Source organism: Alkalihalobacillus sp. BA299 (genome assembly GCF_017745675.1).
In the GTDB taxonomy this organism is placed as follows: Bacteria; Bacillota; Bacilli; order Bacillales; family Bacillaceae_F; genus Alkalihalobacterium.
The window spans coordinates 1-17,864 of record NZ_JAFLJM010000007.1 but is presented as its reverse complement, the minus strand read 5'-3'; the positions used below and the strand labels follow the sequence as shown (position 1 = coordinate 17,864).

Sequence of the window (17,864 nt, the reverse complement as noted above, 5' to 3'; positions counted from 1 at the left end):
CTGCTTATTTTTTATAATTCCAACTATCATTTGCATATCTTCCTGCTGCAATAGCCAGAACTACATCTTCTTCTTCTTCTGTTAATGAATACGGCTCAAGTTGAATGTTAAGCCCTAATTCAAACCCTTTCTTAAATGCCTCTTTGGCTTCTTCGTAGCTTACAGGAGTAGTTCTTAATTCATTTATAGCCACGGCTTTATTTTTAAAATTCTTTTGCAACCGCTCACGAACACGTTCACTCGGATACATAAACAAATCAAATAATTGATCTTCATCTAGATCTAGTATAATTGAACCATGTTGTAAAATAACACCTTTTTGTCGAGTTTGCGCACTTCCTGCCACCTTTCTACCTTCAACGACTAATTCATACCATGAAGGCGCATCAAAACAAACAGCAGATCGTGGATTTTTTAATGCATCTTTTTCTTGCTGAGTTTTCGGTATGGCGAAATATGTATCGAGTCCTAACTGCTTGAATCCTTCTAATAAACCTTGTGAAATCACACGATAGGCTTCAGTGACTGTTTTAGGCATTTCTGGGTAATCTTCAGACACAATCACACTATATGTAAGTTCTTTATCATGAAGGACTCCTCTACCTCCTGTCGGACGGCGAACAAATCCTAAACCGTATTTCTTTACGGCATCCATATTAATTTCTTTTGCTACTTTTTGAAAGTAGCCAATCGATAATGTCGCAGGATTCCATCCATAAAAACGGATAGTTGGTGGTATCGCTCCTTCACTATGCCAATTTAATAACGCTTCATCCAATGCCATATTATAAGCAGGTGAACAAAAACCTGAATCAATAAATCGCCAAGTTTCTTTCATCATCCAATTCCTCATTTCTACTACTAAATACAATCCTAAGTGTAACAAAAGCTGAAATAAAACAAAAGAAAGAAAGATTACAAATAAGTATCTCACTACTTCGCCTTATATTTTTACAACTATCACAATTACTTTGCGAAAAACGGCATCCATGTTTATAATAAATGAGGATACTATTGATTGTCGTAAATAAAGGAGTGTTTTTGTACAAGATGGAATGGATTTTATGGGGTATAATGTTAGGATTATTAGCTTTTATTATTGTAAAACGTTTTATTAAACCAAAGTATTTAACAGAGTTAACACAAGATGATTTTATTAAAGGTTATCGTAAAGCTCAATTGATAGATGTTAGGGAACCAAAAGAATATGATGGTGGCCATATTTTAGGAGCTCGTAACATTCCGCTATCTCAATTAAAGCAACGAATGAATGAAATTCGTACAGACCAACCAGTTTATTTATATTGTCAATCAGGTGCTAGAAGTCGCCAAGCTGCTGAAGTATTAAAGAAAAAACGTGGCTGCGAAGACCTGCATCACCTTAAAGGTGGATTTAAAAAATGGACCGGAAAAATTAAGAAGAAATAAGAAGAGGCGGAAGGTTGACAGGTTTTGTCTACCTTCCGCTTTTCCATTCAACAAACATTTTTAACTAGCTTAAGCATTTACATTTCTTTTTCAAACCGTAAAACTGGCTTTCTTGCAGCAGTCGTTTCATCTAATCGACCGATTACTGTATGATGCGGAGCTTCTTGGACGATTTCTGGATTTTCTTCGACTTCTTTTGCAATTTGAATCATCACATCAATAAACTCATCAAGCGTTTCTTTTGATTCCGTTTCTGTCGGTTCAATCATCATACATTCTTCAACGTTTAACGGGAAGTAAATGGTCGGTGGATGATAGCCGAAGTCAAGCAGGCGTTTCGCCATATCTAGCGTTCGTGCACCTAGCTTCTTTTGACGCCTACCTGAAATAACAAACTCATGTTTACAATGTTGTTGGTACGGAAGATCAAAATAAGGCTCTAGACGTCTCATCATGTAATTTGCATTTAATACCGCATACTCGGAAACAAGACGTAACCCCTCTGGTCCCATCGTGCGGATATAAGTATAAGCACGAACATTTATCCCAAAGTTACCGTAATACGGTTTAACACGGCCAATGGATTCTGGACGATTATAATCGAGACGATACATTTCCCCATCTTTTACGATTAATGGTTTTGGTAAATAAGGAATTAAATCTTTCTTTACCCCAACAGGACCAGAACCAGGTCCACCCCCACCGTGAGGCCCTGTAAATGTTTTGTGTAAATTTAAATGAACAACATCAAATCCCATATCTCCAGGTCGCGCAATTCCTAAGATTGCGTTAGAGTTCGCCCCATCATAATAAAGCTTACCGCCAGCATTATGAATAATCGTTGCCATTTCCACAATATGTTCCTCGAATAGTCCAAGTGTATTTGGGTTTGTTAACATAAGAGCAGCAGTGTCTTCCCCGACTACTTCTTTTAAGTGCTCTAAATCAACTAAGCCATTTTCGTCTGTCCGAACCGTAATTGAATCAAACCCTGCAACTGTAGCTGAAGCTGGATTGGTTCCGTGAGCTGAATCAGGTACGATTACTTTCGTACGGTGATTATCTCCATTTGCTTCGTGGAAGGCACGAATTAACATTAGGCCTGTCCACTCGCCTTGAGCTCCAGCAGCTGGCTGAAGAGTAACTTCGTCCATTCCAGTAATTTCAGCTAATGATTCTTGTAGCTCATATAATAGCTCTAATGCACCTTGGACTTGCTCTTCTTCTTGATACGGATGAATATGAGCAAACCCTTCATAACGAGCGACATTTTCATTAATCTTAGGATTATACTTCATCGTACACGAGCCAAGTGGGTAAAATCCTGAGTCAACCCCATGGTTTCGTTTTGATAAAGCAGTATAGTGGCGCATTAATTGCAGCTCTGAAACTTCTGGAAGTTCAGGCTCATTCGTGCGAACAAATTCTTCTGGCAACAATTCAGATAAGTCTACTTCCGGAACATCATTTTCAGGCAGGCTATGACTAATACGTCCTGGCTTACTCATTTCAAAGATTAATGATTGATTTTTACTCATGGATAGCCGCCCCCAATTCTTTCGCAAACTGGTCTATTTCAGTCTTTGTACGAATTTCAGTTATTGTTACTAACATATGTCCATCTAACTCTGAATACGTTTTACCTAAGTCGTATCCACCTATGATTCCTTTTGCAAAAAGTGCTTGATTAATTTCTTTAACAGGCTTGTTTAACTTTACGACAAATTCATTGAACGTTGGGTGAGAAGAAACGATTTCTACGCCTTCTTCTTGTAATTTCTTTTTTCCGTATGCTGCTTTTTGGATATTTTGAATCGCCATGTCTTTCACGCCAGATTTTCCAATTGCAGACATCGCAACCGATGCAGCTAGAGCATTTAACGCTTGATTCGAACAAATATTAGAAGTCGCTTTTTCACGACGAATATGTTGTTCACGGGCTTGTAGCGTTAGAACAAAACCACGTTGACCTTTATCATCTGTCGTTTGGCCAACAAGGCGCCCTGGAATTTTACGCATCAGCTTTTTCGTCGTTGCAAAATAACCACAGTGAGGTCCACCGAATTGTGTTGGAATTCCGAAAGGTTGTGCATCACCAATGACGATGTCCGCTCCAAATTCACCAGGTGGCTTTAATGCTCCTAGTGCTAGTGGATTACTTGATACGATAAACATTCCTTTTTCAGTATGCGTAATTTCTTCAATTGCTGCTAGGTTTTCAATCGCACCAAAGAAGTTAGGATATTGAACGATTACACACGCCGTTTCACCATCGTATTTTGATTTTAAGTCCTCTAAATCTGTTACTCCATCTTGAATTTCTACTTCAACAACTGTCAAGTTTTGTCCCTTTGCATTTGTTTTTAAAACATCACGAGCCTCTGGGTGAACCGCCTTCGAAACAAGAATCTGTTTTTTCTTCGTTTGCCCTGCACTCATCATTGCTGCTTCTGCAAGTGCTGTCGGACCATCATACATAGAAGAATTAGCAATATCCATTCCTGTTAACTCACAAATCATTGTTTGATATTCAAAAATCGCCTGAAGCTCACCTTGAGAAATTTCTGGCTGGTAAGGTGTGTAGGCTGTATAAAATTCAGAGCGAGAAATGACATGGTCAACTACTGAAGGAATGTAGTGCTCATAAACTCCTGCACCTAAAAAAGATGGCATCTGTTTTAAATTGGTATTTTTCTTCGCAAGACCTTGAAGATATTTTACTAAATCAGGTTCAGCAAGAGATTCTTTAATATTTAATTGTCCTTTAAAACGAATCTCCTCTGGAATATCTTGAAAAAGCTCTTCTATCGATTGTACACCGATCGTCTCAAGCATCTCTTGCTTATCCGTCTCGGTCATTGGTAAATAACGAAAACTCATCGTATTGCCCCCTATTTTTTTCTTTTATAAAATGGTGTTGATATCACTTTTGCTTTTAAACGCTTTTTTCTTACTTGAACTTCTACCTCTGTGTCTACAGCTGTATATGCTTTATCAACAATGGCTAAGCCAATGTTCTTTTTTAGAGTTGGTGATTGCGTTCCTGTTGTAACAGTACCTACTTGTTTTTCGCCAACAAAAACTTCATAACCTGTGCGTGGGATCCCTTTATCAATCATTTCAAGTCCCACTAACTTTCTTGTAGTTCCTTCTTCTTTCTGTTTTTTAAGGGCGGCTTTCCCAATGAATTCAGGCTCTTTATCAACTTTTACAGCGAAGCCAAGGCCTGCTTCTAGAGGAGAAATATCCTTAGTTAACTCTTGTCCATAAAGAGGTAATTTGGCTTCGAAACGTAAAGTATCTCGTGCGCCTAAACCACAAGGAACAACTTCCCCGTTCTTACCTTCTTCTAAAATTGCAGCCCACAATTTAGCTGCCTCTTTTTCATCACAATAAATTTCAAAACCATCTTCACCTGTATAACCTGATCGGGACACAAGAGACCGTACGCCAGCTACGTCTACCTTATCTTTAAAACGGAAAAAACCGATCGTCGATAAATCCTCTTTCGTTAATCGTTGTAAAACGGTTTCTGCTAACGGTCCTTGAATTGCAAGTTGTGCTACATGATCAGATACATTTACTAACTCGACACCATCTATGATATGACTTTCAAGCCAACTTGCATCTTTTTCTGTATTTGCTGCATTAACGACAAGAAGATAGTCTTGATCACTACGTTTATAAACGAGTAAATCATCTACCGTTCCACCATTTTTATAACACATTAGGGTGTATTTTGCTTGACCTACTTCCATATTAGAAAGATCATTAGTCATTATATATTGTAAAAACTCTAACGCCTTTTCACCTTTTACTTCAATCTCACCCATATGGGACACATCAAATAACCCAGCTTTCGTACGAACGGCTTCATGTTCTTCTTTAATACTTGAAAACTGAACCGGTAAATCCCATCCACCAAAATCAATCGTTTTAGCTCCATGCTCTTGATACAACTCAAATAAAGGTGTTCTTTTTAAATTTGACATGTCAATCCTCCTTAAAAATTAAAACACATGCTTAATCTAGACTAGATTGCCTTGAAATATTTCATTTTCTCATTAGAAAATAGCTCTTTTTAATTAAGATTATTACTATTAGCTATTAGATCCATAGTCTTTGAATGCTTGGTTTTTCACGGTTTGCATGAAAAAAGACAGAGAAGTACATACTAAATCTACGTACTTCTCTGTCCTGATACCAGAAAGTTTCTTCCTTAACATGAAAAGCAAGGAATGTCTTCGTAGGTGGTCCCTAATCCAAAAAACAGGGAACGCTCTCCAGAGTTGCGTCGAGCAAGAGTCTGTTTGCCTGAGAGATTCGCTTTCACTTGCTCCTTCGGCGTCGCCAATATGTCCAAAACACGAACATTTTACGAGCTCTCCCCTTGCTTTCATTCGCTATTATGAAGTTAATTGTTAAAAAATATATGTTTTGAACAAAATATTATATTAATATCCTATCAATTGATGAGTAGAAAGGCAATATAAAATTTTCAGGAAAGGATGAAATTTCTTGAATATAGACGTTTTATTTCAATCATCTTGGCAAGAAGACTTTTGTAAAAGGTTAGATGAGGACGGTCCGTGGGCAAATTGGGAGCTTTTTCAATTAGCTTATGAAGCTGAAGAGCATCTATCCATTCCTGAGTTTCATGGGCTTCAAGCACCAAAACATCTGCCCAACTTAGAGCCATATCCTCATCAAATTGAAGTCGCAAAAACAGTGATAGAGAAAATGAACGGTAAGGCCATACTAGCTGATGAAGTTGGTTTAGGGAAAACGATAGAAGCGGGACTTATTTTAAAAGAATATATGATTCGTGGATTAGCTAAAAAAGTACTAATTTTAGTACCTGCTTCACTAGTCTCTCAATGGGCTTATGAGCTTAATCAAAAATTTCATATTCCAGCTGTCGCTCAGAAAAAAGCTTATGTTTGGGAACAATGTGATGTTGTCGTTGCTTCCATTGATACAGCAAAGCGTAATCCTCATTTTGATCTCGTGATGAAGCAAGATTACGACTTAATCGTCATTGACGAAGCACATAAATTAAAAAATCCAAAAACAAAAAATTATGAATTTGTTAAAAACCTAAAGAAAAAGTTCTGTTTATTACTTACAGCGACACCTGTCCAAAACCGTTTAGAAGAAATCTTTAATCTTGTATCACTATTAAAACCTGGCCATCTTGGAGATCTCTCTACCTTTGAAAAGAACTATCGAACGAGTAAGCGGGCTCCTAAAAATGATGAACAATTACGTGAATTAGTCAATAAAGTGATGGTAAGAAACAGACGAGAAGAAACCGGTATCGAATGGACAAAACGAATTGTTGAAACAGTTCCTATTACATTTAGTAAGGAGGAACGAGAATTATATGATGCCATTTCCTCGTTAAAACACGACCCAAACGTACTTACTAGTAGCTTTGCTTTACTCACGTTACAACGTGAAATTTGCTCAAGTCGTGAAGCAGCCTTTATGACCTTAAAAAATATGATAGAAAAAGCAAAAGAAGAAGGGCGAACGCTAACTGTCGCAGATCAATTTATTAAAATGATTGAAAATATCAAACAAAATTCCAAAGCTGAGAAAGCATTAGAAATTATTCAAGGAATTAATGATAAAGTTATCATTTTCACAGAATATCGAGCGACCCAGCTATACCTTCAGTGGTTTTTAAAACAACACGGCATTTCCTCCGTCCCTTTTCGTGGCGGATTTAAACGTGGAAAAAAAGATTGGATGAGACAACTCTTCCAAAATCACGCTCAAGTCCTGATTGCAACAGAAGCTGGTGGTGAAGGTATTAACCTTCAATTTTGTAGTCATATTATCAATTACGACCTACCGTGGAACCCAATGCGGATTGAACAACGAATTGGGCGTATTCATCGCCTTGGTCAAAAGAACGATGTTCATATTTATAATTTCGCTGTTGAGGACACAGTTGAACAGCATATTCTTAAATTGCTCTATGAAAAAATTAATTTATTTGAGCGAGTTGTCGGTGAGCTTGATGATATATTAGCACGGCTAGAGCTGCCTTCGATCGAGGAGCATGTATCTGAAATTCTTCTCCATTCAGACTCTGATGGAGAAGTCCGTGTGAAAATGGATCATTTAACTGCGATCATTAACGATATTACTACTGAAGTGAGTTGTGACGGGGAGGGACGTAATACTCATGCAACAGCAACACATCCATAACTACTTAGAGCGATATTTTACTGCTAATCAAAGTCCTATCTTGCACAGCGGTGATGGTTACCTTCAAGTTCAACTATCTATTGAACTTGACAAAGCATTAATGAATCGACCATTTTATTGGCACTACCTTGAAAAAACAGGCGGTACACCACAACCGATGCAGATGACTTTAGTAACAGACCACACAATAGCCCCAGAAGGAACAAAAGGCGAACAAATTCATTTTGGTTCACCAAGACTTCATCAAATTTTTCAATCGACGAAAGAACTGGGTGGATTTATTAGAATGTACGAAAATATTCAATTCGTATCACATGGATCCATTCCTCTTCAACCATGGCTTTGTACTAACGTTAAAATATCGTTTCAATGCGATCGAAAAAAAGATGTTATTCTGTCACTTGGGTTAAACTTAATCCATGGTCAAATCGTTGATAACTTTTTTGAAAGGTTAAAAGAAAAAGAACTAACACCCAAAATTCCAGACTACTGCTTTACTTTATCACCACTTATTACACCTAAGAGTGGGTTACTTCGGATAGAACGGACTATTGAAAACTTTATTCATAATCAAGAAAAAGATTGGGCAATTGAAGCAAAAAAACGCTGGGATGAGGATTTACAACTATTAAATCGCTTTTACGAAGACGTAGAGGAAAAACCTGAAAGTTATGAAACTGAAAAAGAAGCATTACGAAGTCAATATGAACCTAGAATTCATGTTCATATCATAAACGGAGGAATGTTTTATTTAAGACAGCAGTTTTTTTCATAACATCTAATAAGAAAAGCGTAAGTGCCCGTTTAGCGGCGTATGGACTGGAGCCCCGCCGTACGAGATAAAGGAAACACGGCGATCGTAGGAGCCGATGTTGACTTATCGTAAGGAGGCGGGCGAAGTCCACTAGACGCTGGGCGCTGTAGCTAGACAATAAGAAAAGCGTAAGTGCCCGTTTAGCGGCGTATGGACTGAAGCCCCGCCGTACGAGATAAAGGAAACACGGCGATCGTAGGAGCCGATGTTGACTTATCGTAAGGAGGCGGGCGAAGTCCACTAGACGCTGGGCGCTTGCGCTAGCCATCATCTGAAAAGTTATAATTTCTTATCTTCTCCCCAACAAAAAAAACTCCTGCTAAAAGCAGGAGTTTTTTTAGTGACCGCCTGGACCACCTGAGAATAGAGTCATGACTCCAAACCAGCCAAATACTGCTAAAGAAATTCCTGCAAAACCTACAGCAAAGAAATTCTTGTTGCGCACTTCACGGATAAGTCCCCATGCACAAAAAATAGCAACTAAAATCATGTTAATTGCAATAAACACGATGTCTTCCCCTCCTTATGTACAACTCATTAACTAAAATGGCATTTTCACATATATTATAATTACTTCCGAGGGCCGTTTCATTAAAAAGCTGAAACTGTCACAGAATATCCCTCTATAGCTTGGCTCATTCTATATTATTTTACTCTTTTTTTTTTCAAATGTCGAGGTTTGAAAATGAATTATAAAAATTCTACACCGATATTATAAGCACTTGCATACCCCTCAATTAATTCTCTAAATTGAAGATCTACAAAAAAGATGCGTTCTTTATTATTATAAGCAATTAAGTCTTCTTCAATTTGTAAAATCGCCATTTGTATTTGGGCTTCCTCTCCATCTATTATTTGAAAAGGTTGAATAAGGTCGCGATACAAATAATAAAATTTACCATGCCAGCCGTAATCATAAAACCGTCCACTAATCTTAGCATCTTCAAAAAACAAGAGATCATGAATGTCCTCGACTATATTATATCTAGAAAGCTGTTTGGATATAGTCTTTATATCGGCCTGATCAGTAAACACAAATATCGTTTCTTTTTCATCTATCGGTTCATATTGATAAATTTGATAATAGCATTCCTCTAAGCGATTTATATCGAGGTTGAGATGACTTTTTAACTCTAAGGCGAACCCACTATTCATAATCGCCACTCCATTCTTTGTACAACATTTACATTCAGTGTAAAATAGGATTATATAAACTGCAATGGAGGAGATTTAATGAATTGGAAACAAATACCCCTTGGGCCGCTTCAAACAAATTGTTATTTACTAGTCAATGATCAAAATGAAGCTATCATTTTTGATCCAGGTGGAGACGGACCAAAATTAAATGCATACTTAAAAAAAGAAGGGATTACACCACTAGCGATATTACTTACACATGCTCACTTTGATCATATTGGTGCAGTAGATGACATAAGAAATGCATGGAATATTCATGCCTATTTGCATACAAATGAGAGAGATTGGCTTGGCGATGCTACCAAAAACGGTTCAGCATTTTTCTTAGGAAATCAAGAGATTAATTTAAAAGACGCAGATCACCTTATTCAAGAAGAAGGAATTTTATCAATTGGTTCTTTTGAATTCAACGTATACGAAACACCAGGCCATTCGCCAGGAAGTATATCGTTTTATTTCAAGCCACTTGGAATCGTTTTTTCTGGGGATGCACTTTTCTCAGGGAGCATTGGTCGAACAGACCTTCCAGGAGGGAATCAACAACAGCTTTTAGATAGTATTCATGACAAGCTATTAGAATTGCCTGAAGATACAATTGTAGCGTCTGGTCACGGACCAACGACAACAATCGGTCAAGAAATGGATTCAAACCCGTTTTTAGGTGGATTTTAATACGAAGCTATACAAAGGATAAAAAAATTGACCTCCTAACTTGGAGGTCACAAGGGGAGTAAATCGTATTGATAAATGAACTATGAGGGGGAGGGGGACTCCCAAAATCATTGTATTCACCAATGTAGTAAAAGTATATAATATGCTTTAGCACTGTGTCAACAGTATTAACAATAATTTCTTTTCGGTTCTACTTACATTATATAAATGAGATAAATATAAGTACTAAGGGGTTTTTTATGACTCATCCAATCATTTCATACATACGTAATCAACCTACTCAAAAGCTTAATTATGCTGAATATATGACAAAGGCTCTTTATGATCCTATATATGGGTACTATATGAAAGATAAAGATAAAGTTGGCAAATCAGGCGATTTTTTTACAACAAGTAATGTCCACCCTATATTTGCAAAAGTATTTTGCTCTATCTTCCATGAAATTATTATAAAAAATAATCTACCATTTATCATCTGCGAAATAGGGGGAGGTACAGGGCGTTTCTCTTACGATTTATTAATAGAATGGCAATCCCAATTCCCAGAATCATTCGATAAGCTTTCGTATTATTTAATTGAAGAAAGTCCTTTCCACCAAAAAAAACAAAAAGCGTTATTAAGCATTTTCCCGAACGTTCACTTCTACCGTTCAATTGATCAAATGAACTTGCACCCATTTGAAGGGATTATTTTTTCAAACGAACTGATCGATGCCTTTCCTGTTCACGTAGTTGAAAAACAGGATAATATATTATATGAAATTTTTGTTTCTATAAATGAATTCGAAAAATTACATGAAATTAAAGAACCTCTTCAAAATAATGCCGTTAAAACATGGTTACAAACATATGGACCTCCACTGAAAAATCACCAACGAATAGAAGTACCTCTAGCAATGGAAAAGTGGATCCAACAGGTTAGTCAATTTATAAAAAGAGGAGCAATCTTTACAATAGATTACGGATATTGGAACGAAGAGTGGCAGCAACCCGAACACCGAGAGGGTAGCTTACGGGGGTACTACCAACATCAAATGGTTGATAACCCTTTACTCTATCCTTGCGAAATGGATTTAACTACTCATATCCATCTCGATCCATTCATTTATATTGGAAACGAATACGGCCTCAAAACCCAACTCGTTACATCACAGGATCGATTTTTACTTGCAGCTGGTATCCTGAAATATTTACAAGAAAACTATGACCCGAATCCGTTCTCTGAAATAAGTAAGCAAAACCGCGCCATACGCTCACTTATTACTTCGGGTATGAGTATGGGGTTTCAAGTTATTTTCCAAACTAAATCGCTTACGCAAATACAATCGCTTTCTTTTATAAAACCTGAAAAAGAGGCTGACTCATAAAAGTCAGCCTCTTCCGTATGTAAACTTCAGTTACATATTAGTGGTTTCCAACCCCAGGTACAAGTAGGAAATGTGAATAATACGTAAATCCTACAAAGAAAACTGTTAAGTATGCACCAAAAATATAAATGTACACTCGCTCTGAAAGATTTAAGTAACTTAGTGCAACAAAAGCTCCTGTCTGTGCAAAAAATAAAAGTGCCATGTTATACATGTCTCCAACAAAGAAAAGTACTGCAAAAATCCCAGTCCAAAAGCCTAATACACGAAACATACGATCCATTCCTGTCCCCTCCTTCTCTTTATCTTAATCCACGGATTAACAATAGTACATGTCCACGCTAATCATATCATAAATAAATACAGTACTCTACAATTATATATGACAATCAAACGGCTTGTAAATGGCTTAACCTTGTCTATATCGTGTCATTCTCACAATTATTTATAAAATGATCGTCGTATACGAACAAGACATGCAACCTTCATTTTTTATCGATTGCTCTTCTTTGAGTATAACTTCCCCAAAGAAATACTCAAATATACCGAGTAATAAAGAATAATGCATTGAACATAACGGTGTAGAATAATTACGAATTATTTCTTTAAACGTACAATTATATATGCTAAAGCTTACTTGCCTTTCCTCTTGATTAAATGAAATTTCTGGGTTTAATCCTTGGTTAGTAGCAATTTGTTCTATAAATTGTATCTTTTCTTCATCTTGTAGATCAGCCAAATTCTTATTTACCCGTGCTATAAATGTCTTAGCTGATTCCATCCCAAACTTATAGCCAATCTTCTTTAATGCTTCTTGTCCTTCTACACCAAATCCTGCCAACGTCTCCAAACACATTTCAGCTAACCTTTGATAATCACGATATGGAAATTGGAGACTAACTACTTCATTTGATAATCTGTAAAAACGGCTCGGCCGACCACCTTTTCCAGTCTTCTTTGTCTCAGAAACTACCATATTCACATCTTCTAATTTAGTCAAATGTAAGCGGGCAACGTTCGTATGAATATTAAACTGGTCTGCAATTTCCTGAACAGTAACATCGTCATGTCGCTTAGTTACATATTGATATATAGAAAACCGAGTTGGATCAGACAATACGCTTGTTATCTTTAATGTTTGTTGTTCCATTACCGTCACTCCCTATAAATGTCTTGTACCATTATAATACAATTCATTAAACAAGCAAATGTATTTTCAAATTTTGTAGTTTTTTGTCAATAAAAATACAATATTTATAGTAGAATGTACTTTACAATAATAACCAAACTAAAAAAAGCTGACCCTAGTATGTCCATTTCTCTCAATCGCATTTTTACCTAATAAACACTTGTACCGATATTTGAGGGCCTGGCTCTTTAAACTTAAGTCAGCTTTTAAGTCTACTATTTATTTTTTTCGATTTTGCCGATTTCTTTTAATAATCATCGAAATAGCTAATGGTATTAAACCAAACATTTGATATTGAATAGGTTGTCTAGCCTCTTTCTTTTGCTTTTTTATGGCCAAACGTTCTTCTTTCGGTCGATCGACGTACGTTACAAATTGTTGAGTTACAAATTTCACATAATCATTAAAGGATGACAATACATTCCACTCCCGCACAGTTTTTAATGATAGTATTGTCAGTTTGACTTAGATTCATTCAAGATATTAAGAATCTTCTCTACAATTTGAGGTACTGTTAAATGTGTAGTATCGACTTGATAATCTGAGTCTTCATAATAAGGAAGACGCTGCTTAAACAATTCACTTACCTGTTCTTTTGATTTATTTTGTAATAGCGGCCTTGTAGTATCCCCTTTCGTTCGCCGAAGAATTTCTTCCATTTCACAGTGTAAATAAATGACAGCTCCTTTTTCCTTCATGATCTTCCGATTTTCCTCATTAACAACAATGCCTCCACCAGTGGTTACAACAATATTTTCATTAGGTAAAGTTTTTAAAGCATTTGTTTCATAAGTTCTAAAAGCAGCTTCCCCTTCATCACTAAAAATCCTTGAAATACTTTTACCATGTATAGTTTCAATCCATTCATCTGTATCTAATAATTTGTAATTTATGTTATCGGCTAAAGCCTTTCCAATAGTTGATTTACCCGCCCCCATAAACCCAGTTAAAAAAATAATTTTCATCTCATTGTGACCTCTATCCATTCCTTCACCCTCATTCGCACTTTGTCTAGTATTAGTCGAACGACCCGTTGTCGTTTTGAATTTGTTGTAACTTTAAGTTGTATGTTTAATGTATCATGGCTATCTTCTAAAATCCAATAAGTAGCAACACCTTTTTCATAATGAAACTCTCCAGACGATTGGTAATCGATAATTTCTACGCTATGAAGCAAATCAATAGTTGCCATTTGCAGTAATGATTCAATGATTAATATTTCTTCTTGTTCGGAGTAAAACCTCTTTTCAACAATATATACTTCAAGCAAGTGAAAAAGAGCTAGAGATAAAAATAAACAAAGGGTTAAAGTTAATGGAAGGATAAACCCCTTCTGATTGCACATGTTCAAATCCCCCAGACACTACACCATCGAAAATCTACGTTCATATTTCGTTCCATCACTATCCACTATCGTCACTACAACTCCATGAGGCGCAAGCTTGAACGATACAGTAGAAATATGACGTAAAAAAACTTCATGACCTTGACCATTCACCCTTCGTCTTATCATTGTTCCATACCTCTCAATTGTTACTATTGTTTCATTGGGCTTCGAAAGATAAATGGCACTCCCTGTTACTTGAATATCCTCTGCTTCTCTTACTTCCATACTGAATTGGTTGAAAAACAATTCAACTTGTAACATATGCGGTTGTTCTGTTGGGGGTAAAATGATTGGAATAACCTTTATAATTAAAGGAAAAAGTGACACTAGTATTAGAAAAATAATAAATGCTAAAATCACTTCGATTAGGGTAAAGCCCTTTTCATTTATTTTTTTGCATGGCCACATTGTTCGTAGTCCCGTCCATTTTTGCTTGACCATGTAAGACAGAATTTAACCTGACCGTCATTTAATGTAAGAATTGACCATTGATATATTGTATTTCTTTCTGCAAAATTTCCACTAGGCAGCGTATGTTCAAATAACCAAACCTGAATGGCTTCAGTAATGTTGTTATTAGCAATTCTAAACTCACGAATCGCTTCACGTTCTGTATAAATTTTTATCATAGCTGGAAATAGCGAAGCTGACATAATAGATACAATAAAAACTGAAGTGATCACTTCTAGTAATGAAAACCCTCTATCTCTCTTCAATATAGAAACGCCCCTTTCCAAGTAGAAAAACAATCGCATAACGTTGGTTTTCAACATACATAAATAAAGTGCCCGACTTACTTATATTTCCATTGGATAAAAATTTAATGTCATCAATACCTAACGAACCGCGTTCGAAAGTTACATTTAGATTAAAAGGCTGCTCATATATCAACTGATTATTTTGTTTAACTCCATAAATACTTTTGGACGTATTAATATAGAAAACAGATGGAGTACCATTCGATATAGCTAACTGTTGAGTATAATATAAATCATTTTCAAGTTGGGAGACTAATTGATTTCGTTCATAGGAAGAGTATGAGGAATGAAGAAAAATGAGAGTAACCGAACCAACAATAGATATTATTGTTAATACAATTAGAAGTTCAATTAATGTGTATCCTTGTTTGCTTATTTTCATTAAACATCTTTAACTACCTTTCCATCACTATCTATCTTTAATTTAGTACCATCTGGACAAGACGTATTATTTACATAATTCGGAGATAAATCATCTATCGTTTCTGGTTCCATCCCTTCATCAAGAGTATATGCTCCAATCTGTGCCTGAAGCAGATCGATAGTTGCTTCACATCCTTTATCGTTAGCAACAGTTGTATTCTTCGTCATATTAGGAACTGCAATAAGTAGTAAAACGGAAATAATCATCAATACAATCATCATTTCGATCAAGGTGAAAGCACCCTCTTCTTTTAACTTTTTCAATATTAATAACACTCCTAACCATATAAAATACAAACAAAGAATAAACAATGAGAAACAGGTAGGGGGAGAAAATAATAGCTTAATGAGGAAGGTACTTACGGTAGTAGTTAAATTCATCACTCCTTTAATCAATCTATTGTAAGCATACAATAAAAAATCATCTTTGCCATTTTAAATACAAAAAATTTACAAAGGTTTAAAAAAACTAAAAAACTTCAGGCTCTCACCTGAAGTAAAAATATGTATAAAGTGGTGCGGGTGAAGGGAGTCGAACCCCCACGTCATAAGACACTAGATCCTAAGTCTAGCGCGTCTGCCAATTCCGCCACACCCGCTTTCTTTTATATGGTGAGCCATGAAGGACTCGAACCTTCGACCCTCTGATTAAAAGTCAGATGCTCTACCAACTGAGCTAATGGCTCCTAGATTAATGAAGATAATTCAATTTGCTGTTTCTTTCTCTACTAGTATCGCTTCGATGTGTATGTGTCGAAACACTCGGTGTATTTCGAAGAAGTAAGTGCTCTACCAACTGAGCTAATCGCTCTTAGATTAATAAAATACTTAGTGTTGGTGACCCGTACGGGATTCGAACCCGTGTTACCGCCGTGAAAGGGCGGTGTCTTAACCGCTTGACCAACGGGCCAATTGTAATGGCGGAGAAGGAGGGATTTGAACCCTCGCGCCGGTTACCCGACCTATACCCTTAGCAGGGGCACCTCTTCAGCCACTTGAGTACTTCTCCTATTTATTATGGTGGGCCTAAGTGGACTCGAACCACCGACCTCACGCTTATCAGGCGTGCGCTCTAACCAGCTGAGCTATAGGCCCTAGTTTGGAGCGGGTGATGAGAATCGAACTCACGACATCAGCTTGGAAGGCTGAGGTTTTACCATTAAACTACACCCGCAGGTTATTCACTTCAATGTCATGCCTCTTCCTCTTCAAGCATATACAAAGATGTTTATGCGTCGAGGCAACTCGTCGTTATTACATAGGTGTTTCGCTCGTGGCTGAGGTTTTACCATTAAACTACACCCGCAAGCATTTACTTTTAAGGTCATGTAATATACATGGTCGGGAAGACAGGATTTGAACCTGCGACCCCCTGGTCCCAAACCAGGTGCTCTACCAAGCTGAGCCACTTCCCGAAATATCGTTTAAAATATTGTTTTATCCATTTATTCTTAGTCCATCAATCTATCCGTTTGTGTTCAACTATAGATGTCTAGCATTGGAGCGGAAGACGGGACTCGAACCCGCGACCCTCACCTTGGCAAGGTGATGTTCTACCACTGAACTACTTCCGCATAATGGCTGGGCTAGCAGGATTCGAACCTACGCATGACGGAGTCAAAGTCCGTTGCCTTACCGCTTGGCTATAGCCCATTGATAAACAGTAATGTACTGCTAACAAAATATATTATCATTTTAATTTATTATATATGGGGCGATTGATGGGAATCGAACCCACGAATGCCGGAGCCACAATCCGGTGCGTTAACCACTTCGCCACAACCGCCATATGAAATTAAGTGGTGGAGGGGGACGGATTCGAACCGCCGAACCCTCAGGGAGCGGATTTACAGTCCGCCGCGTTTAGCCACTTCGCTACCCCTCCAACTCATGGCGGTCCCGACGGGAATCGAACCCGCGATCTCCTGCGTGACAGGCAGGCATGTTAACCGCTACACCACGGGACCACATTTAAAATTCTTAATTTTTTTGGTTGCGGGGATAGGATTTGAACCTATGACCTTCGGGTTATGAGCCCGACGAGCTACCAGACTGCTCCACCCCGCGTCGTTATAAAGTTTACCGATGATGTCCACTCTCCGTAGAGTCTTGACTGTTTCTTCCTCTTCCAGCTTCCCATCGCAGTATATGCGTCGAAACAACTCCATGAATATACATCGATGCGTTGCTCGTTGCTCCACCCCGCGTCGCTATAAAGTAAATGGATGATGATTTTCAATGAGGTCATCGGTTCCTCATGTCATTATAAATTTTACTTCATGAATGATATGGCGGAGGAAGAGGGATTCGAACCCCCGCGCGGTTTAACCCGCCTGTCGGTTTTCAAGACCGATCCCTTCAGCCGGACTTGGGTATTCCTCCGCATGATAATGGTGGAGCCTAGCGGGATCGA

The 17,864-nt window shown here is 37.4% G+C and carries 20 protein-coding genes, 14 tRNA genes and 1 riboswitch; of the genes, 5 read left to right on the top strand and 29 right to left on the bottom strand.

All coding sequences use genetic code 11. The annotated features are described in order from the left end of the window. Positions 1 to 4 precede the first annotated feature (4 nt). Positions 5 to 841, bottom strand: a complete 837-nt coding sequence (locus J0N78_RS10785; RefSeq protein ID WP_209123063.1) for a lipoate--protein ligase family protein — start codon at positions 839 to 841, stop codon at positions 5 to 7. 209 nt (positions 842 to 1,050) lie between these two features. Here J0N78_RS10785 and J0N78_RS10780 point away from each other — a divergent pair, with 209 nt between their 5' ends. After that, entirely contained in the window at positions 1,051 to 1,428 is a 378-nt protein-coding gene (locus tag J0N78_RS10780; protein ID WP_209123062.1) for a rhodanese-like domain-containing protein, read from the top strand. A gap of 77 nt (positions 1,429 to 1,505) precedes the next feature. Here J0N78_RS10780 and gcvPB read toward each other — a convergent pair whose 3' ends face one another. Genes gcvPB through gcvT form a run of 3 tightly spaced genes read right to left on the bottom strand, consistent with a single transcriptional unit; the run spans position 1,506 to position 5,420 of the window. After that, on the bottom strand, positions 1,506 to 2,966 hold the full coding sequence (gene gcvPB, locus J0N78_RS10775) for an aminomethyl-transferring glycine dehydrogenase subunit GcvPB (RefSeq protein WP_209123061.1): 1,461 nt from the start codon (positions 2,964 to 2,966) through the stop codon (positions 1,506 to 1,508). After that, positions 2,959 to 4,308 carry an aminomethyl-transferring glycine dehydrogenase subunit GcvPA gene (gene gcvPA / locus J0N78_RS10770; RefSeq protein WP_209123060.1) on the bottom strand — a complete coding sequence of 450 codons (1,350 nt, stop codon included), beginning with the start codon at positions 4,306 to 4,308 and terminating at the stop codon, positions 2,959 to 2,961. The genes gcvPB and gcvPA overlap by 8 nt, the downstream gene beginning before the upstream one ends. A gap of 11 nt (positions 4,309 to 4,319) precedes the next feature. Beyond that, entirely contained in the window at positions 4,320 to 5,420 is a 1,101-nt protein-coding gene (gcvT, locus tag J0N78_RS10765; RefSeq protein ID WP_209123059.1) for a glycine cleavage system aminomethyltransferase GcvT, read from the bottom strand. 300 nt (positions 5,421 to 5,720) lie between these two features. Next, a riboswitch (glycine riboswitch) is annotated at positions 5,721 to 5,828 on the bottom strand. 118 nt (positions 5,829 to 5,946) lie between these two features. Here gcvT and J0N78_RS10760 point away from each other — a divergent pair. Both J0N78_RS10760 and J0N78_RS10755 read left to right on the top strand, forming a co-directional pair. Beyond that, entirely contained in the window at positions 5,947 to 7,644 is a 1,698-nt protein-coding gene (locus J0N78_RS10760) for a DEAD/DEAH box helicase (protein ID WP_209123058.1), read from the top strand. Then, the gene (locus tag J0N78_RS10755) at positions 7,622 to 8,419 is read left to right on the top strand and encodes a YqhG family protein (RefSeq protein WP_209123057.1); all 798 of its coding nucleotides are present in this window, start codon (positions 7,622 to 7,624) and stop codon (positions 8,417 to 8,419) included. The genes J0N78_RS10760 and J0N78_RS10755 overlap by 23 nt, the downstream gene beginning before the upstream one ends. Before the next feature lie 376 nt (positions 8,420 to 8,795). Here the strand turns inward: J0N78_RS10755 and J0N78_RS10750 are convergent, their stop codons facing one another. Together J0N78_RS10750 and J0N78_RS10745 are read right to left on the bottom strand one after the other, a co-directional pair. Then, complete coding sequence (locus J0N78_RS10750) at positions 8,796 to 8,966, bottom strand: DUF2759 domain-containing protein (protein ID WP_209123056.1); 171 nt, start codon at positions 8,964 to 8,966, stop codon at positions 8,796 to 8,798. 182 nt (positions 8,967 to 9,148) lie between these two features. Then, on the bottom strand, positions 9,149 to 9,613 hold the full coding sequence (locus tag J0N78_RS10745) for a hypothetical protein (protein ID WP_209123055.1): 465 nt from the start codon (positions 9,611 to 9,613) through the stop codon (positions 9,149 to 9,151). A gap of 78 nt (positions 9,614 to 9,691) precedes the next feature. Here J0N78_RS10745 and J0N78_RS10740 point away from each other — a divergent pair, with 78 nt between their 5' ends. Both J0N78_RS10740 and J0N78_RS10735 read left to right on the top strand, forming a co-directional pair. Beyond that, positions 9,692 to 10,327: an MBL fold metallo-hydrolase gene (locus J0N78_RS10740; protein WP_209123054.1), complete on the top strand. Its 636-nt coding sequence runs from the start codon at positions 9,692 to 9,694 to the stop codon at positions 10,325 to 10,327. Between the two features lie 239 nt (positions 10,328 to 10,566). After that, entirely contained in the window at positions 10,567 to 11,694 is a 1,128-nt protein-coding gene (locus J0N78_RS10735; protein WP_209123053.1) for a class I SAM-dependent methyltransferase, read from the top strand. Positions 11,695 to 11,731: 37 nt separating this feature from the next. Here the strand turns inward: J0N78_RS10735 and J0N78_RS10730 are convergent, their stop codons facing one another. The 23 genes from J0N78_RS10730 to J0N78_RS10620 form a co-directional block, all read right to left on the bottom strand. Then, complete coding sequence (locus J0N78_RS10730; RefSeq protein WP_209123052.1) at positions 11,732 to 11,977, bottom strand: DUF2626 domain-containing protein; 246 nt, start codon at positions 11,975 to 11,977, stop codon at positions 11,732 to 11,734. 162 nt (positions 11,978 to 12,139) lie between these two features. After that, the gene (locus J0N78_RS10725; RefSeq protein ID WP_209123051.1) at positions 12,140 to 12,844 is read right to left on the bottom strand and encodes a helix-turn-helix transcriptional regulator; all 705 of its coding nucleotides are present in this window, start codon (positions 12,842 to 12,844) and stop codon (positions 12,140 to 12,142) included. Between the two features lie 258 nt (positions 12,845 to 13,102). Beyond that, positions 13,103 to 13,300 carry a YqzE family protein gene (locus J0N78_RS10720; RefSeq protein ID WP_209123050.1) on the bottom strand — a complete coding sequence of 66 codons (198 nt, stop codon included), beginning with the start codon at positions 13,298 to 13,300 and terminating at the stop codon, positions 13,103 to 13,105. Positions 13,301 to 13,338: 38 nt separating this feature from the next. Beyond that, a complete protein-coding gene (locus J0N78_RS10715; protein WP_247747250.1) occupies positions 13,339 to 13,869 on the bottom strand; it encodes a shikimate kinase in 531 nt (176 codons plus the stop codon). Next, positions 13,845 to 14,228: a competence type IV pilus minor pilin ComGG gene (gene comGG, locus J0N78_RS10710; protein ID WP_209123049.1), complete on the bottom strand. Its 384-nt coding sequence runs from the start codon at positions 14,226 to 14,228 to the stop codon at positions 13,845 to 13,847. Before comGG ends, J0N78_RS10715 begins: the two co-directional genes overlap by 25 nt. Before the next feature lie 18 nt (positions 14,229 to 14,246). Beyond that, a complete protein-coding gene (gene comGF / locus J0N78_RS10705; RefSeq protein WP_209123048.1) occupies positions 14,247 to 14,678 on the bottom strand; it encodes a competence type IV pilus minor pilin ComGF in 432 nt (143 codons plus the stop codon). Further along, complete coding sequence (locus J0N78_RS10700; protein WP_209123047.1) at positions 14,657 to 14,986, bottom strand: type II secretion system protein; 330 nt, start codon at positions 14,984 to 14,986, stop codon at positions 14,657 to 14,659. Before J0N78_RS10700 ends, comGF begins: the two co-directional genes overlap by 22 nt. Further along, positions 14,973 to 15,410, bottom strand: coding sequence for a competence type IV pilus minor pilin ComGD (comGD, locus tag J0N78_RS10695; protein WP_209123046.1), 438 nt, complete (start codon positions 15,408 to 15,410; stop codon positions 14,973 to 14,975). The genes J0N78_RS10700 and comGD overlap by 14 nt, the downstream gene beginning before the upstream one ends. Continuing rightward, the gene (comGC, locus tag J0N78_RS25800) at positions 15,410 to 15,727 is read right to left on the bottom strand and encodes a competence type IV pilus major pilin ComGC (RefSeq protein ID WP_307794923.1); all 318 of its coding nucleotides are present in this window, start codon (positions 15,725 to 15,727) and stop codon (positions 15,410 to 15,412) included. The genes comGD and comGC overlap by 1 nt, the downstream gene beginning before the upstream one ends. Before the next feature lie 238 nt (positions 15,728 to 15,965). After that, positions 15,966 to 16,050: transfer RNA gene (locus J0N78_RS10685), tRNA-Leu, on the bottom strand. 11 nt (positions 16,051 to 16,061) lie between these two features. Further along, positions 16,062 to 16,137: transfer RNA gene (locus tag J0N78_RS10680), tRNA-Lys, on the bottom strand. A 149-nt stretch (positions 16,138 to 16,286) separates the two neighbouring features. Continuing rightward, positions 16,287 to 16,361, bottom strand: a tRNA-Glu gene (locus J0N78_RS10675). Positions 16,362 to 16,369: 8 nt separating this feature from the next. Then, a tRNA-Ser gene (locus J0N78_RS10670) sits at positions 16,370 to 16,460 on the bottom strand. 9 nt (positions 16,461 to 16,469) lie between these two features. After that, a tRNA-Ile gene (locus tag J0N78_RS10665) sits at positions 16,470 to 16,546 on the bottom strand. Between the two features lie 5 nt (positions 16,547 to 16,551). Continuing rightward, a tRNA-Gly gene (locus J0N78_RS10660) sits at positions 16,552 to 16,625 on the bottom strand. Between the two features lie 164 nt (positions 16,626 to 16,789). Then, positions 16,790 to 16,866, bottom strand: a tRNA-Pro gene (locus J0N78_RS10655). 84 nt (positions 16,867 to 16,950) lie between these two features. After that, a tRNA-Gly gene (locus tag J0N78_RS10650) sits at positions 16,951 to 17,025 on the bottom strand. Between the two features lie 4 nt (positions 17,026 to 17,029). Continuing rightward, positions 17,030 to 17,104, bottom strand: a tRNA-Gln gene (locus J0N78_RS10645). A 57-nt stretch (positions 17,105 to 17,161) separates the two neighbouring features. Continuing rightward, positions 17,162 to 17,237 (bottom strand) — tRNA-His (locus tag J0N78_RS10640). Between the two features lie 14 nt (positions 17,238 to 17,251). After that, positions 17,252 to 17,336 (bottom strand) — tRNA-Tyr (locus tag J0N78_RS10635). 6 nt (positions 17,337 to 17,342) lie between these two features. Continuing rightward, positions 17,343 to 17,418: transfer RNA gene (locus tag J0N78_RS10630), tRNA-Asp, on the bottom strand. Between the two features lie 23 nt (positions 17,419 to 17,441). Next, positions 17,442 to 17,518: transfer RNA gene (locus J0N78_RS10625), tRNA-Met, on the bottom strand. Positions 17,519 to 17,740: 222 nt separating this feature from the next. Further along, positions 17,741 to 17,833 (bottom strand) — tRNA-Ser (locus J0N78_RS10620). Positions 17,834 to 17,864 lie beyond the last annotated feature (31 nt).